The 15,338-nt window shown below is 41.9% G+C and carries 13 protein-coding genes; 8 read left to right on the forward strand and 5 right to left on the reverse strand.

What is annotated here, in order from left to right:
* Positions 1 to 22 precede the first annotated feature (22 nt).
* Positions 23 to 742, reverse strand: a complete 720-nt coding sequence (locus CWC18_RS10090) for a substrate-binding periplasmic protein (protein WP_138675196.1) — start codon at positions 740 to 742, stop codon at positions 23 to 25.
* Between the two features lie 257 nt (positions 743 to 999).
* Here CWC18_RS10090 and CWC18_RS10095 point away from each other — a divergent pair, with 257 nt between their 5' ends.
* A complete protein-coding gene (locus tag CWC18_RS10095; protein WP_138675197.1) occupies positions 1,000 to 1,758 on the forward strand; it encodes a hypothetical protein in 759 nt (252 codons plus the stop codon).
* 588 nt (positions 1,759 to 2,346) lie between these two features.
* Here CWC18_RS10095 and CWC18_RS10100 read toward each other — a convergent pair.
* Positions 2,347 to 2,802 (reverse strand): DMT family transporter, encoded by a 456-nt coding sequence (locus tag CWC18_RS10100; protein ID WP_171041079.1) that lies wholly within the window; start codon positions 2,800 to 2,802, stop codon positions 2,347 to 2,349.
* A 197-nt stretch (positions 2,803 to 2,999) separates the two neighbouring features.
* Between CWC18_RS10100 and CWC18_RS10105 the strand changes: the two genes are divergently transcribed.
* Complete coding sequence (locus CWC18_RS10105; protein WP_138675198.1) at positions 3,000 to 3,509, forward strand: GNAT family N-acetyltransferase; 510 nt, start codon at positions 3,000 to 3,002, stop codon at positions 3,507 to 3,509.
* A gap of 82 nt (positions 3,510 to 3,591) precedes the next feature.
* On the opposite strand, the gene CWC18_RS10110 is transcribed toward CWC18_RS10105, so the two are convergent.
* Both CWC18_RS10110 and CWC18_RS10115 read right to left on the reverse strand, forming a co-directional pair.
* Positions 3,592 to 4,848: a DEAD/DEAH box helicase gene (locus CWC18_RS10110; protein WP_138675199.1), complete on the reverse strand. Its 1,257-nt coding sequence runs from the start codon at positions 4,846 to 4,848 to the stop codon at positions 3,592 to 3,594.
* Positions 4,849 to 5,061: 213 nt separating this feature from the next.
* On the reverse strand, positions 5,062 to 5,532 hold the full coding sequence (locus CWC18_RS10115) for a hypothetical protein (protein WP_138675200.1): 471 nt from the start codon (positions 5,530 to 5,532) through the stop codon (positions 5,062 to 5,064).
* A gap of 192 nt (positions 5,533 to 5,724) precedes the next feature.
* On the opposite strand from CWC18_RS10115, the gene CWC18_RS10120 reads away from it, so the two are divergent.
* The 6 genes from CWC18_RS10120 (at position 5,725) to CWC18_RS10145 (ending at position 14,648) form a co-directional block, all read left to right on the forward strand.
* Positions 5,725 to 6,132, forward strand: a complete 408-nt coding sequence (locus tag CWC18_RS10120) for a hypothetical protein (protein WP_138675201.1) — start codon at positions 5,725 to 5,727, stop codon at positions 6,130 to 6,132.
* 238 nt (positions 6,133 to 6,370) lie between these two features.
* Complete coding sequence (locus tag CWC18_RS10125) at positions 6,371 to 7,732, forward strand: TolC family protein (protein ID WP_138675202.1); 1,362 nt, start codon at positions 6,371 to 6,373, stop codon at positions 7,730 to 7,732.
* Entirely contained in the window at positions 7,725 to 9,458 is a 1,734-nt protein-coding gene (locus CWC18_RS10130) for an efflux RND transporter periplasmic adaptor subunit (protein ID WP_138675203.1), read from the forward strand. The genes CWC18_RS10125 and CWC18_RS10130 overlap by 8 nt, the downstream gene beginning before the upstream one ends.
* Positions 9,451 to 12,558 carry an efflux RND transporter permease subunit gene (locus CWC18_RS10135; RefSeq protein WP_138675204.1) on the forward strand — a complete coding sequence of 1,036 codons (3,108 nt, stop codon included), beginning with the start codon at positions 9,451 to 9,453 and terminating at the stop codon, positions 12,556 to 12,558. The genes CWC18_RS10130 and CWC18_RS10135 overlap by 8 nt, the downstream gene beginning before the upstream one ends.
* Positions 12,559 to 12,784: 226 nt before the next feature.
* Positions 12,785 to 13,024, forward strand: a complete 240-nt coding sequence (locus CWC18_RS10140; RefSeq protein ID WP_138592323.1) for a hypothetical protein — start codon at positions 12,785 to 12,787, stop codon at positions 13,022 to 13,024.
* Between the two features lie 448 nt (positions 13,025 to 13,472).
* Positions 13,473 to 14,648 (forward strand): polysaccharide deacetylase family protein, encoded by a 1,176-nt coding sequence (locus CWC18_RS10145; protein ID WP_138675205.1) that lies wholly within the window; start codon positions 13,473 to 13,475, stop codon positions 14,646 to 14,648.
* Positions 14,649 to 14,721: 73 nt separating this feature from the next.
* Here the strand turns inward: CWC18_RS10145 and CWC18_RS10150 are convergent, their stop codons facing one another.
* Positions 14,722 to 15,264, reverse strand: coding sequence for a cytochrome b (locus CWC18_RS10150; protein ID WP_249348242.1), 543 nt, complete (start codon positions 15,262 to 15,264; stop codon positions 14,722 to 14,724).
* Between the last annotated feature and the right edge of the window lie 74 nt (positions 15,265 to 15,338).

Raw genomic sequence — 15,338 nt, forward strand, 5'->3', positions numbered from 1 at the left:
GTGCGGATAAGGTGCCATTGTATTAGTGGGTTATTTGACCCAAGCTATTTTTAAGCACTTGTTGTTCAGCGTCTTGTATCAGCGTATCAAGGTCTCCGGTCTCTTTCATTTTTTTTATTTCTTGGTTCACCTTGGGGACTAAATGTTGCAGTGATTTATGTACATAATGGTATAAGCTTTGGCGATCTAGGCTTTTAGAGATTGGTCTGACATTGGTGATTTTGAGTTGTTTTAGGGCGACTAAGCCGTCAATTGTATTGGTCAGGGCCACATCAGCGAGCCCAGCTGAAACAAGTCTTAACATTTGTATGGTGGTGTCTAAATCTTTCGCATTAGTCATGCCTTTGGTGATATTGTTAGTATGTTTAACGCCCCGTACTTTCACTATCTGGTATTTTTTTAAATCTTTGATAGTATTTATTTTTATATTGCTATCGGCTCTAATGAAGGCCATTGTTTCTAAATGATAATAGGGAGTAGGGATCCGAATTGTTGAAGGCGTTTCGGTACCATAACTATAGATACGCATTACCTCACCGTCTTTCAATCCCGATTGGGCTTCCTGTTGCGCACGTTTACCTGGTAGCGGCGAGATTGTGATTTTGATCCCGAGTCGGTTATAAATTTCAGGGAGCACGATCCTTCCTACTTCTTGCTCAATTAAATAATTAATAGAGGCAAAATGATACTGTTCAGCATATGCCTTGGGAGTGAGTAAGAATAAAAAAAATAGGTACTTCATTGTGAATTAAGGCGTTACCAGTATCGTTGCATGATGCCATAAGTGGTCTTTAATTGCATTTTATTATATTAAAACCACTAATTTTGTAAATTAAAGGTGTTTTTTGATAATGTGATGTGTTTATTTTTGTCTGAATCATGCTTTTTGGCACCGCTTTTGCTGGTTTTTTATGCCCTATAAAGGGATGGCTAACCAATGTTAGCGTTTTGAAGGCAAAAGATTGCCATATCTATTCATTTCAGAAGGAATTAAAGAATATGAAATACTTCGCATTTGTCGTGTTCATTATATGCACTACTTTTATTCACACCAGTGCTCACGCACTCGGTAATAATAAACCACAAACCTTATTAGAGTTACTTGCTTACGCAGATAGTGCAAAACACCTTATTGAAGAGGGCGCATTTGATGAAGCGTTAGAGCGTTTAAAATGGCTAGACGATAATGGGACCCGTATTAGTTATCGCTTTTATAATTTTAAACGCTCTTCAGTATATACAACATGGTGGGATCTGGCTCAGCAATATAATCGAGCAGGGAGTGCTTATGAAAGTAAACTTGCGAGCACACTAAAACACCTGATCATTGCACCTCAGCAATGTGAAACATTCGATACGTCAATTTGGCTTAGCCAAACTCCAGAGCAGGAGCAGCACTTACTTGCTCAGATGACAGCATTAAACGCGCAATATAATGGGAGTCTCCGTCGATGTTGGAACGGTGAAGCTGAGTATTTAGCCATTAAGTACATTCACCATGATTTATTAGCGCGTTATTCTCAGGATATTTTATATGGATTCATTCACAATGTGATTGTTAAGGTTACACGTGCCTACGAACACTGTAACTTTGTTGAAGATAAAGCGCTGTGTCAAAGTAAAATTAAGACGTACTTGACTGAAACTTCGCGTTTGTATCAAGCTGTTGCTATGGATAGAGATGACTTGCAACTAGCAGGATTAATCGGCGGTGAAACATTGAAGCTATTGCTTAAATGGCAAAATCAGTCTAATTAGTTCGTAAGTTAAATTAACCAGCGAACATCAGTGACGCGCTTAATGCCAGTCAGTTATGTTCGCTCAGTATTAACGTAAACTCGTGCATATTTTTACACTACACTTGAGTGATCTACTTTCCTTAGGTGAGACAATGTCAGATCGCATGCATCAAACACGCCTTGAGCAATATCAAATTTCAGAACTTGAGATCCAAACACGCAAAAACTTATTTGAGTTGAGCGATGCAGAGCTGTAGTTTTTACATAAGTACCGTTTAGTCATTGATGGCTATTTAGAGGAGGTTGTTTCTCATTTTTATACATTGCTGTCGAGAAATGAGTATGTTGGGTTAATGTACCAAGTTAAAAAAGTAAAGGGTGCAAAATCTGTATGTAAAGTGAGAGAGCACTCTTACAGTAGCGCAGCTTGAGATTATGTTTACTGTATTAACGGGTAAGTTTGCACACGCAAGCGGAATTGACTTATCAATTGCAGACAAAGCTTACTTAGAATCCCCCTTAGCGACTGAGCCCGCTATCAGGATGTGTTATTACAACATACGATAAAATGGCTCAGAAGAAAGTGCGTTTTAACAGTCTGTACCTGTCATTTTTTTGTGATTAATAACATACCCGCGATCACAAATAATGCGCCGATTATTCTGCTGGGGGTAATGTCAATTTGGGGATACCCCAGCCAGCCGTTTTGGTCTAACGCCAGTGACGCAATGATTTGCCCACACACAATAGAAATCGCTAACACCATGGCACCTAGTTTAGGCGCTAAGAATATCGACATGGCAATGTTAAATGCGCCAAATAATCCGCCAAGCCAAGCCCACCAAGGGATTGTTGTAAATGCATTTGGTTTAAACCACGCGCCTCCTTGAATAGATGCAATGATCCCAAGCACTATGGTACCAATCAAAAATGATATAAAAGCCGCTTGTATTGGGCTGTGTAGAGCGACTCTTAACTGTGCATTTACGCCAGCTTGAGAGGCGAGTGAGAAGCCAATTACAATGCTAAAAGGCAGCAAGAGGTAAATTCCTAGGTTCGACACTTTACTTCTCCAAATTGAGTAAGTATGACTGATATGGGGTGCGGCACGAAAAGCTAAGATCAGCCTGATAATGTTAAAGACTTTAGCATAAAGTCAGGTGCTATTTATGAAACTCAAATAAAGTTTTAGATAAAACAGGTGGCTATGATGGTGTATGGTGATGTGTATCAGATAATAAAAGAGTGAGCTAGGGTTAAATGATCACATTGAGAGATCTTGGAAACGATGATCAGTTATTATTGGTGAAGTATTTAAATGAGCCTGAGGTGATCAGGTATTTGTCTTCAAAGATCCCAAACCCGTATACAGTTGATGATGCTAATTGGTGGATTGAAACTGGTTCAAAAGACCATGCCATCGTAAAAGCGGTTGAGTTTAATGGTGTCTTTTGTGGTGTTATTGGCGCGTATACTCAAGTGTTTGAATATGCGCATAGTGCCGAAGTCGGTTATTGGATTGCAAAACCTTATTGGGGAAAGCGTATTGCAACACAGGCGTTGCAATTATTTACTGCAGATATTTTTAATCAAACGAGCATTAGCCGGTTATTTAATCCGGTATCAGCACCCAATATTGCTTCTATGCGCGTACTTGAAAAAGCGGGCTATCAACTTGAGGGTGTGTTACGTCGTTCGGTTTGTAAAGCGGGAGACTGTTATGACGAGCATGTGTTTGCGAGATTAAAACCTAATGAGGGACTGGGTTAAATATCACATTGAAAAGAACAACAAGCACAGCGGTTTGTAGTTATTGTTCTTTTTCATGATAATACGCTTGGTCACTAAATGCTTAGTACCAAGGCATTGCATCAAGTTTGATTTCTTTACCAACCACTTTGATGATCAAAGGTACTAAGCGCTCTTGCTCTGGGCTAACAAATGAAAATACGTGGCCATGAATGTGCTTGCTCTTTAAGTCAGGCGCATCAACAATACCAAACATTTCTGTTGAAGCGACTTCTACAGATAGCTTTTGTTTTGCCACTTTTTCTTCAATTGCTTCTTGCGTCGGATCGACAATCGGTGTTGTTCGAGCTGTGCGTCCTGCGCGGTGAATGTAGTCATTGCTATTTACTGGCAAGTCATAGTTGATCACATAATAAAGCTGGTCAATATCGATACCGCGAGATGCAATATCAGTCGCGACTAATAGTTTGCAATCACCGTTTTTAAACTCGGCGAGGCTTTGTTGGCGCTTTTTCTGCGGGATCTCATTGTGAATACCCTGACAGCTAAAGCCTTGCTCAGCTAGCTGCGCGACTAAGTTATTCACATCGTGTTTAGTGCGTGTAAAAATGAGGGCTTTATCGCAGTTTAGCATTTTTAATAAAGTTGATAGGTTTTCTGATTTTTTATCACGCGGACACTTATACATCGTATGCAATATCTTGTTCACGGCTGGCTGTGTTTTGCTTGCTGTGATCTTTTTTGTGTGCTGTTGATGTGTTTCGCTATATTTAGCCAGTGCATTGGAATCAGTTGCAGAAAAAATCACCAGCTGCCTTTTTGCCGGTAAAGCTTCCATGATGGTTCTGAGTTCTTTAACAATCCCCATGCTCACAAGACGGTCAGCTTCATCCATCACAAAGTGCTGTACTTCAGACAGTGAAAAAACACCTTCTTTTAATAAATCAACTAAGCGCTTTGGTGTTGCAACTAAAATATCAGTACCACGTTTAAAACGTTTCGTTTGTGACGTGATACGCACACCACCAAATACACTGATTGTTCTTAATTTTAGGTCAGTGTCAAATTCAGCAATAGACGCTTCTACTTGCAGTGCCAATTCACGTGTTGGCACTAAAAATAATGCGCGTAAAGGTCTTACTTGTTTATCGCTATTATCAACTTGACTCAACTCTTGTAAAGTCGGCAACAAATAAGCCGCAGTTTTACCAGTACCAGTTGGTGCGATCGCATAAGTATCAGCCCCTGACAGCACGGCGCCAATAGACTTTTCTTGAATTTCAGTCGGTGTAGTGTAACCAAGGCGTTTAATATTTGCTTGAAGGGTCGGGTTAAGCCCGAGCTTTGCGAAAGTTGTCATGTTGACCTGTCTATAGGATAGTAAAGGCGTATTATAGCGAGTTTTTACCACAGTGCACAGCGCAGAATGAGCCGCAAAGTCAGTATTACGATAAAATGTGCCGTCGCGAGTAACGCCATACAAATAAGGCCAACATTGGGGGCGTTTGTTTGACATTGGGCTAAAGCTTAAATGTTGCCAAGTGTTTACAGTCTTGTCACTGGTGCGCTTTATTTATACTTTCACATCAATAATTGACTGCCCAGCTTCAAGACCAAACTCCTCTACAAGTTGGGTATAAATGGCATCTTTGCTGTCTTGGCTCAAGTTTGCATATTGCTGAGTCGAGTCGGTGGCGTCAGAAACCAACTCAGCAAATTGTTCAGCAACTGAACTCAAATCAATTGAAGTCTGTGTATTTTGGTTGGGTGGAGGCGGTGGTCGCTGTTCTTTATCTAGACCGGCCAGCTCTCCCACTATTTTTGCATCAAAGCCTGTGTCCGCCATTAATTGTTCTAATTGTTTGTCGGGTTTAATACCAGCTTCAGAAAATGTACTGACAATGGCTTGTGCGTCTTCTGTGGACAAGTTTTCGGGGTCAAATTCAGTGAGCGTATCGGCAATGGTACTCTGCTGCTCTTGACTTAATTGAGTGTTTTTATAAAAAACATCGTTTGAGCCTGAGGGGGAAACGCCGTTAATCATGGTGTTGTCTTAAAGAAACTGCTTTGGATAGGGTAACCATAGAAATGAATTGTGCAAAAAGTGTGAAAGCAGGTCGTGTTTTTCTAACGGAGATCCCAAAACCCCCCGTGTTTTGTGATCAAACCGCTGAACTTACTTGCAATACGTTTTTGTATACTTTAGCCTTACTTTGTTGAGTAAGTTTGGTTTGAAATGTTGATGACACGATATTTGCACAGTTTGGTTTTTGTTGCGCTGCTTGTTGCCATAATAGGCCAAAGCTTTGCAGCTGCCGATCTGCCGTGTAAAATCATGATGCAGCATATGCCCAATGGCGCTCACCAACACGCCTCACTTCATAACAGCTCTGACGAAACCGCAGATGTATCTCATATGATGCACAGTGATATGTCGAGCATGGTAATGGGTCATAGTGATGCGCAAGATTGCTGTAAAACGCAATGTAGTTGCCCACCTAGTGGGTGTGTACCCTTCGCATTAGCGCTTATGAGCAGTGAACTTTTACTGAGTGATGCAACCTATACACAACCCAGTTTTCTTTTTTCAGTCTTTATAGACTCCCCAATACAAAGCTTATATAAGCCCCCTATATTTGCCTAGCCTAGGACAAGTCTGTCCAAAATTTATCATATTGAATGATTTTTGATTCATTGACGTTATTCGTGATGCATTTATGGGTATTACGATCGGTAATTTTATAAACCTTGCTACGCATTTTGTGATTCTCAGTGAATAAGATACCACTTAGCAAGGGTGTTAATAGGCAAATTATGACTCCTATTTTGACAATGGTTTTTTGTCGCAGTTATAGGCTACAAATCACTGTGAGGCTAAAAATATGAAAGTATTTAGCTCAATGACATGCGCAATTTTATTCGGTACTACGCAGCAAGCTCTCGCGAGCACAACACCAGAGTTGACCCTATCTATGGCAATTGAACAGGCGCAAAACCATGATGCATGGCTGGTGAAAAGTAACCAAACACAGGCTTCACTGACTGCCCAGCAGATTGCTGCGGGCACATGGGAAGACCCTAAAATTGCAGTGGCAATGAATAACCTGGCAAGTAGTGATTTCGCGTTTAAGCGTGACAATATGAGCCAATTAAAAGTGTCAATGTCACAAGTTTTGCCCCGAGGCGCATCATTGCAAATCAAGCAAAATATTTTGGCGTTAGAGGCTCAGCAGCAGCCAATTTTGCGTGCGGATCGCCGAGCTAAAGTCGCCATGGTGGTCAGCGAATTATGGTTAGACGCTTATACGGCAAAAATGACCATTGAATTGATCAATAAAGACGCCCATTTGTTCGAACAACTCGCTGATATAAGTGAAGCAAACTATGCTTCAGCGTTAGGTAAAACACGTCAACATGATGTGATCCGTGCACAAGTTGAATTAGCCCAATTACAAGACCGATTGGTTGTTGAACAGCAGCGTTTGGCGACCAAAAAAGCCACATTATTAAATTGGCTTCCTGCAAGTAGTCCAGGGTCAAGCGCGTGGCAATTCAATGCACATGGCGACTTATTTACCATTGCTAAGACATTGCCAGATGATACGGTATTTTCCTCAATGCATTCATCTCTTACGCCATTTGGTGACGAGACGATGGCTTTACTTATGCGTCACCCTAGATATTTAGCACAAAGTAAAGAGGTCGAATCTGCAAAGCAATCGGTGACACTTTCAGAGCAAAAATATAAGCCTCAATGGACTGTTAATGCCAGCTATGGTTATCGTGCAGATAGCCCAACAGGGCTGGAACGGCATGATTTATTGTCAGTCGGGTTTAGTTTTGACTTACCATTATTTACAGAAAATAAGCAAGATAAAGAAGTGCTTAGTGCACAAAGTCGTACTGAAGCTTTAAAAACTGCACAGCTTTTAACTTTAAAGGAGTTGGGAGCAGGGCTTGCAACAGAGCAGCAGGCGTTAACGCAATTACAAAAGCGACTGGAATTATACCAAGACATCATACTTGAACAAAGTCATCAACAAGCTGAGGCTGTCCTGAGTGCATATAACAATGATGATGGTGATTTTAATACCGCAGTACAAGCCAAAATCACTGAGCTGAATGCACGCATCGCAACACTTAATATATACATAGAAAAACTAAAAACGTTAGCACGAATTAATTACTATTTAGCAGGCACTGATACCTCGCTGAATGACATGACAGGGGGATCGTATGAATAGCAAAATAGCGCTGGTCATTGGCGCAAGTTTAGGGGCTGTATTATCGTATTTTATGGTGAGTTGGGTTGGCTCTTACATGCCTTCAGAAACGCCATTAAATGATGACACCCCAAAGCCATTATATTGGGTTGCGCCAATGGATGATAATTACCGTCGTGATAAACCAGGGCTTTCGCCTATGGGAATGGATTTAGTCCCAGTATATGCTAACAATGATGCGCAAGCTGATTCCCCAGGCACAGTTACAATTAACCCATCAGTGATTAACAACTTAGGGGTACGGACAGCGAAGGTTAACTTGACGACTTGGCAGCAACATATTGAAACGGTTGGATATGTGCAATATGACCAAGAAAGTATGGTGCATATTCATCCACGCGTAGAAGGGTGGATTGAAACTCTCTATGTTAAATCTGCGGGAGATAGAGTTTCTAAGGGGCAACCACTGTACACATTATATTCGCCGCAGCTGGTTAATGCTCAAGAAGAATACTTAATTGCATTGAAGCGAAGCAACCGCGCTTTAATGCGTGCAGCAGCAGACCGATTAAGGGCGTTACAGCTATCTGATGAATTCATCGATAAACTTAAAAAGCGACAGACAATACGTCAGTCGATCACCTTCTATGCCTCGCAATCAGGGGTGGTTGATGTTTTAAAAATACGAGAAGGATTTTATGTAAAGCCAGGTACAACCTTAATGAGTTTGGCAACTCTTGAACAAGTTTGGGTAGAAGCGGAAGTGTTTGAGCGTGATACCGCACTGATTGAAGTTGGTTTACCTGTAAGTATGACACTGGATTATTTACCGAATAAAACATGGGTAGGTCAGGTTGATTATATTTATCCAAGCTTAAATGCGACAACTCGCACATTAAGAGTGCGTTTGAAGTTTTATAATCCACAGCAGCAGCTTAAGCCCAATATGTTCGCTCAAGTGAGTATTGCGACGCGGCCTCAGCAAGCTCAGTTACAAGTCCCGAAAGAGGCGGTTATTCGTACCGGTAAACAAGATAGGGTTGTGTTGGCGTTGGGGAACGGTCAATTTAAGTCAGTTGCGGTCTCCGTTGGGAGTGTGGGCCATGACTTTATTCAAATTAAAGAGGGGCTTGGCGAGGGAGATGACGTTGTTACCTCTGCACATTTTTTAATTGATTCTGAGTCGAGTAAACATTCTGACTTTATGCGCATGAACCACGATGACGTTAATGACATGGCTACTGTAAAAGCTGAGGTCATTTCAATAGACGCTGATACACGAATACTAACCCTTGATCATGGCGCAATCGATGCGTGGAATTGGCCACAAATGGTCATGGACTTTAAGGTGGATACGTCAGTTGATGTTACGCAATTGAAAGAAAATACATTCTATATGTTTGATATTGAAAAAAGCCATGACAATGCTTATCAGGTCATGGATTACTCATCCCTATCAGGGATGAATGATGTGCAAAGTGCGACAGTAACAGGAAGCGTAAACAGTATTAACTCACAAACACGTGTGCTGAATATTAGCCGTGGCCCAATTGAAAAGTGGCAACGAGGCCCTGCAACGATGGAGTTTACGTTAGCGTCTGACTTAGATATTTCGTTACTGAAGCCAGAACAACAGATCATGTTTACTTTTGAAGTACGAGAAGATTTGGTCATCGTAGAATTTAGCGCGCAATCTCTTCCTCAAACACACGACCAACACAATATGGAAGGCATGCAACATGATTGAAGCAGTGATCCATTGGTCAGTTAAAAACCGACTTTTCGTACTTATGTTGTGCATTGTTTTGGCCGTTGGCGGTGTTTTTTCAATAAAAAATACGCCTGTAGATGCGTTACCAGATCTGTCAGATGTACAGGTGATTGTGAAAACCAGTTACCCTGGTCAGTCTCCTCAAGTGGTGCAAGATCACGTCACGTTTCCATTGACGACGGCGATGTTATCGGTGCCGGGCGCGAAGACCGTTCGTGGTTTTTCATTTTTTGGTGACTCTTACGTGTACATTATTTTTGATGATGATACCGATCTATATTGGGCGAGAAGCCGAGTATTAGAGTATTTAAGTCAAGTTGCCCCGACGCTCCCCGACAACGCGAAACCTCAGTTAGGACCGGATGCTACGGGAGTGGGTTGGGTGTATATGTATGCATTGGTTGATAAAACTGGGCAACATGACATTAGCCAGCTGCGCAGTTTACAAGATTGGTTTTTAAAATATGAACTGCAGGCGGTATCGGGTGTATCTGAGGTTGCTGCCATCGGTGGTATGGTTAAACAGTATCAAGTGCAAGTCGACCCCGATAAGTTACGCGCTTATGGCATATCACTGGCACAAGTACAATTGGCTATTGCGCGGGGCAACCAAGAAACAGGCGCTTCAGTGGTCGAAATGGCAGAAGCTGAATATATGGTTACAGCGACTGGATATATAAAGAATGTTGCAGATATCACAGCCATTCCTTTAGGGTTAAATAGCCAAGGTACAGCCCTGCGCATTGGCGATGTTGCAGAGGTCAACCTAGGGCCGCAAACTCGTCGGGGCATTGCAGAGCTCAATGGTGAAGGTGAAGTGGTTGGTGGGGTTGTGGTTATGCGCTTTGGCGAAAATGCACAACAGACCATTACGGGGGTAAAAGCGAAACTAGCTCAGTTGGCTCAAGGTTTACCTGATGGGGTTGAGATTATCACGGTATATGACCGCTCACTATTGATTGAGCAAGCAGTTGATAATCTATGGTCTAAGTTACTCGAAGAGCTCGCGGTTGTGGCGCTAGTATGTGTGGTATTTCTATTTCATATTCGGTCATCCATTGTGGCGGTGATCAGTTTGCCGATGGGCATACTTGTTGCATTTTCAGTGATGTACAGTCAAGGTATTAACGCCAATATTATGTCTTTAGGTGGTATTGCTATTGCCATTGGCGCAATGACGGATGGTGCTATTGTGATGATTGAAAATATGCACAAGCATATGGAAAAAACCCCGTTAACAGATGACAATCGCTGGGAAATAGTGACGAAAGCGGCATCAGAGGTCGGCCCTGCATTATTTTTTAGTTTGCTGATCATCACGGTGAGCTTTTTACCTGTGTTTATTCTAGAAGCACAAGAAGGACGAATGTTTGCGCCACTGGCCTATACTAAAACATACGCGATGGCAGCATCTGCAGGATTAGCGATCACCTTGACTCCAGTGTTGATGGGGTATTTTATTCGCGGCAAAGTAATATCAGAGCGTAAAAATCCCGTAAATAGACTATTGATTGCGGCATACATACCGGTGTTAAAAAAGATATTAACGTGGCCTAAGACAACGTTGGTGATAGCGCTTGTTGTGACTGTGGTCGGCTTTTATCCGATGAATAAAATAGGGAGTGAATTTATACCCCCATTGGATGAAGGCGATTTAATGTATATGCCTACCACTTACCCTGGTATTTCCATTGGTAAAGCCAGAGAGTTACTACAACAAACTGATAAGTTGATCCGCACTGTGCCAGAAGTTGAACTGGTATTTGGTAAAGTTGGACGGGCTGAAACGGCAACTGACCCCGCGCCATTGACCATGATTGAAACATTTATCAAGCTGAAACCACGCAGTGAATGGCGTCAAGGTGTTACTACGGAGTCTCTTAAGCAAGAGTTGGATGCTCTAGTGAAGTTTCCAGGTGTGACAAATGCGTGGGTGATGCCTATTAAAACCCGTATAGACATGTTGGCGACGGGCATAAAAACCCCCGTTGGCCTCAAAGTCGCTGGGCCAAACTTAAACACTATTCAAGCTATCGGACAAGAGATAGAACGCATTTTGTCTGATGTAGCAGGCACTTCATCAGTGTATTCAGAGCGAGTCGCTGGTGGCCGTTACATTAAAGTCGATATTAATCGCCATAAAGCGGCCCGATATGGTTTGAACATTGCGGATATTCAGCAAGTCATCACAACAGCAATTGGCGGGATGAATGTTGCGCAAACCATTGAAGGACAAGAACGTTACCCAATAAATGTGCGGTATCCTCAAGATCATCGTGATTCACCTGAGCAATTGGCCCGATTGCCAGTGGTAACGCCAGCTGGTCAGCGTATTGCATTAGGGGATGTTGCCGATATTTATATTGAATCTGGCCCACCTGGTATCAAAAGCGAAAATGCGCGTATCAATGGTTGGACCTTTATTGATATTGAACACAGTGATATTGGCAGCTACGTAACGCATGCGCAGCAAGTTTTAGCGCAGCAACTGAAATTGCCTGTTGGTTATTCTATTACGTGGGCCGGACAATATGAATATATGGCGCGTGCCAAAGCCAAGCTCGCGTATGTATTACCCCTGACTTTAGCAATTATCGTCGTGTTGCTGTACTTAAATTTTCGCAGTTTTCGAGAGGTGTTTATCATCATGGGTACCTTACCGCTAGCAATGATTGGTGGGCTGTGGCTGCTATATATTGAAGCGTTTAATTTTTCTGTGGCTGTTGGGGTTGGCTTTATTGCCTTAGCGGGAGTCGCCGTGGAGATAGGGGTGATCATGTTGGTGTATCTCAATCAAGCGCGTGACACACTGCTGGCTAAAAATAGACAACTCACCACATCGGTATTAAGAGATGCCATTTTACAAGGAGCGGGTATGCGTGTGCGGCCTATCATGATGACGGTTGCCACCATCATCATTGGTTTGCTGCCTATTTTGTATGGCAGTGGCACGGGAACAGAAGTGATGAGCCGAATTGCAGCACCTATGGTCGGTGGCATGTTTAGCGCAGTGATACTTACTCTACTGGTGTTACCGGCAGTGTATTTCTTACTGAATAAGCCTAAGGCTGTTTAAAGAACAGGCGCTCTTTGGCTTGCACTGTGGATTTTTAAAGCATAGCTAAATTGGACCTAGCAACGAAAGCGGGTGATGAATCCGTATTATAGAAGCTGTTCAACTTTTATAATACGGAGCTGATTGATAGGGTGATATGCAGGCCCTTTACTATATGAGGAGAAACAAATACGGACACGTGGCATGTTTGAAAATACTTTAGATAAGCACGCCTTTAGCTTTTTTCTTGTTGATAAAGTCCAGTTCAGGTATTTGGTATAAGTTAATCAATGAGGGCATTGCGATTGCAACGGGTGCCATGTTTGGCGCAAATGATAAGTTTGAGCACTATTGTAGGATCACCTTTGCGTTACCCCAGAATACAGGTTTAGCGATCGCTTTGAGAAAGTTATTAGGGGCTGTTGATCTTTCAGGTTCATTTTTACAGCATTTTGATTGGCTTTTATACCAGGCAGAGGCTGCGTAGCATGGTTATTCCATGAGAGTTAGCCGATAACATAGTAGAAAAGCCAATCGAGCGCTGCCTACCGGTTCTTTTGAGCGCCCTTTTTTCTATGTTGCTTAATATTCACTTAGATTACTAGGCCACACATTAAGCGCCGTGATAAAAGCACGCTCAAAGAGAACAAAAATAGAACAGCAAAGATCAACAGTCCCTAGTAACCGTACTTTTATCTAAACAGTTTTTATATGAGATAGATGGGTTTATGTTATTTAATTGTCTGTTATTGGCTTTTTCGGGGTTGAAGATAAAGTTTCTGTTGGACCCTATTGAGGTATATTTGTTTCTATATTAGGATCCCCCGGATTTTAATTATATTCGGGACATGGACAATGAAAGTACCTGCGTTTTTTCTCTGTTTTTTAATTTTATTAACAGGGTGCGGCAATGGAAATGATAGTCAAAAAAAGTATTGGCTGATGCAGAAATTATTGAATCGACAACGCCAGAATCAGCTCCACCGCCGGTAACACCCCCGCCAGTAACCCCCCCGCCGGTAACACCCCCACCGGTAACACCACCTACTCCAGAAGAGTCAATGTCAAAAATTGTCAACGCACAAGGTAGTCCAGACGCGCAGTTACTCAGTTTTGACGATTTTAATAACGCACAGCTAGCCTGTGTTGATATAGAGTCTGTTATTGCAGCGACTATCTACTTAGAAAACGCAACGAATTTTCTTGAGGAAAGTGAATTACGCGATAGAGTGTGTTCAGTGGTTAGCTTGTACAATGTGGTCAACAAAACTGGTTTAACACCAGAGCTGTTGATTGGCTCTGGTGTTGAAGGTTTGACAGATGATGTGGGTAAACCTGATCTCTGGGCATTTGATGAAGTAATGTTAGATGCACCTGAAAAAAACTTTCTGGTGCCAGAGCTACAAAAGTTAGTGAATGCGTTTCAGTATAACCGTGATAACGTGTGGCCAAAGCAAATAAATCTCTCATTTGATGATGGTGGTGCCCTAGATTCATTGTACGAGCACTTATGGCTATTTGAAAAATATAATGCAACTATTACCTATTTTGTCAGTCATTTAGCTTTGATTGACGAGCAACGTGTATTGGAAATTGAAGCGCAAGGGCATGAAATTGGTCACCATGGTGCACTTCATAAGCATGCTGCAATTTATTCAAAAGAACATGGTGTCGACAAGTGGTTAGAAGACGATATACTCGGCCAGTTAGCGGATATGAAAGCGCTTGGTTTAAATGTGACTACATTTGCTTACCCGTTTGGTGCGCGCACCAAAGAAACCGATGAGGCGTTGTTAAAGCACTTTACACATGTTCGCCGCTTTGCTGCTTGGGGTGGGTTAGAGTACCGAAATCAACGCAGTGACTTAGCCATTATGACTGGATATTCTATCGACTCACATACTATTAATTTAGAACGAATCTTTAAAGCAATGGATACGCTACGCGGTGGTGAAACACTTTATCTAGGAACTCATGCAATTGGCAATTACACAAGCCCTTGGCATATCACCACAGAAAATTTAGAAGCAGTGATTTCTTATGCTGCAAGTAAAGACATTCAATTTTGTAAAATGGCTGAATGTCAGAACTTTAAAAAAGCCAGCGAATAAAGCTGAAGTGGGTTAAATTGACTGAAATTATATGTTATCAATTCAACCCACCTGCATTTGGCTATTATATCCCTTAGTAGCCTAACATCCGCTTTAGTGTTGCATCTTTATCAACTACATGGTGCTTTATTGCACCGACTATATGTAAAACTAAAGCGCCAGTTAAACTATAAGCTATCCACGAATGTGACAGTTTTGCACCATAGTAAATAGTTTCATTGAATGCAATTATTTCACCATCCAACTCATTTCTAGAGACCAATTCAAAACCAAATATATTAATACCATATCCACCAAACCCAGAATACAGCATGCCAGATATTGGTAGTGCAAGCGTACCTAATAATAACAACCAGTGCACGATGACAGAAAGGTGATGTTCATGTTTTGGATAGTCACTGGCTGGTGCGGGAAAGCCCTTTTTTAAGCGCCAGATCACTCTGGGTAAAATGATAAGTATTGCTAAAACACCGATTGCTTTGTGGATTGGATAGAGTGACCATACTTCCCAGTAGACCATGTAGTATCCGATGACAATGACCCCAATCATGGTTAAGCCAACAAGCCAGTGCAGTGATATGGTTAACGGAGATAATGTTGAGTGCGTTCTATTCATTATAGTTTCTCGAGTAAGTATCTGATTAGAGTATTGCTCAAGCTTAAATGAAGAAAACCCCTAAGTTACAGGGC

Origin of the sequence: Pseudoalteromonas aurantia (assembly GCF_005886875.1) — a bacterium.
GTDB classification, from domain to species: domain Bacteria; phylum Pseudomonadota; class Gammaproteobacteria; order Enterobacterales; family Alteromonadaceae; genus Pseudoalteromonas; species Pseudoalteromonas aurantia_A.

Coding starts and splice junctions, on each gene's coding strand:
- CWC18_RS10090 (WP_138675196.1), bottom strand. CDS start 742: ATGAAGTACCTATTTTTTTTATTCTTACTCACTCCCAAGGCATATGCT.
- CWC18_RS10095 (WP_138675197.1), top strand. CDS start 1,000: ATGAAATACTTCGCATTTGTCGTGTTCATTATATGCACTACTTTTATT.
- CWC18_RS10105 (WP_138675198.1), top strand. CDS start 3,000: ATGATCACATTGAGAGATCTTGGAAACGATGATCAGTTATTATTGGTG.
- CWC18_RS10110 (WP_138675199.1), bottom strand. CDS start 4,848: ATGACAACTTTCGCAAAGCTCGGGCTTAACCCGACCCTTCAAGCAAAT.
- CWC18_RS10115 (WP_138675200.1), bottom strand. CDS start 5,532: ATGATTAACGGCGTTTCCCCCTCAGGCTCAAACGATGTTTTTTATAAA.
- CWC18_RS10120 (WP_138675201.1), top strand. CDS start 5,725: ATGTTGATGACACGATATTTGCACAGTTTGGTTTTTGTTGCGCTGCTT.
- CWC18_RS10125 (WP_138675202.1), top strand. CDS start 6,371: ATGAAAGTATTTAGCTCAATGACATGCGCAATTTTATTCGGTACTACG.
- CWC18_RS10130 (WP_138675203.1), top strand. CDS start 7,725: ATGAATAGCAAAATAGCGCTGGTCATTGGCGCAAGTTTAGGGGCTGTA.
- CWC18_RS10135 (WP_138675204.1), top strand. CDS start 9,451: ATGATTGAAGCAGTGATCCATTGGTCAGTTAAAAACCGACTTTTCGTA.
- CWC18_RS10150 (WP_249348242.1), bottom strand. CDS start 15,264: ATGAATAGAACGCACTCAACATTATCTCCGTTAACCATATCACTGCAC.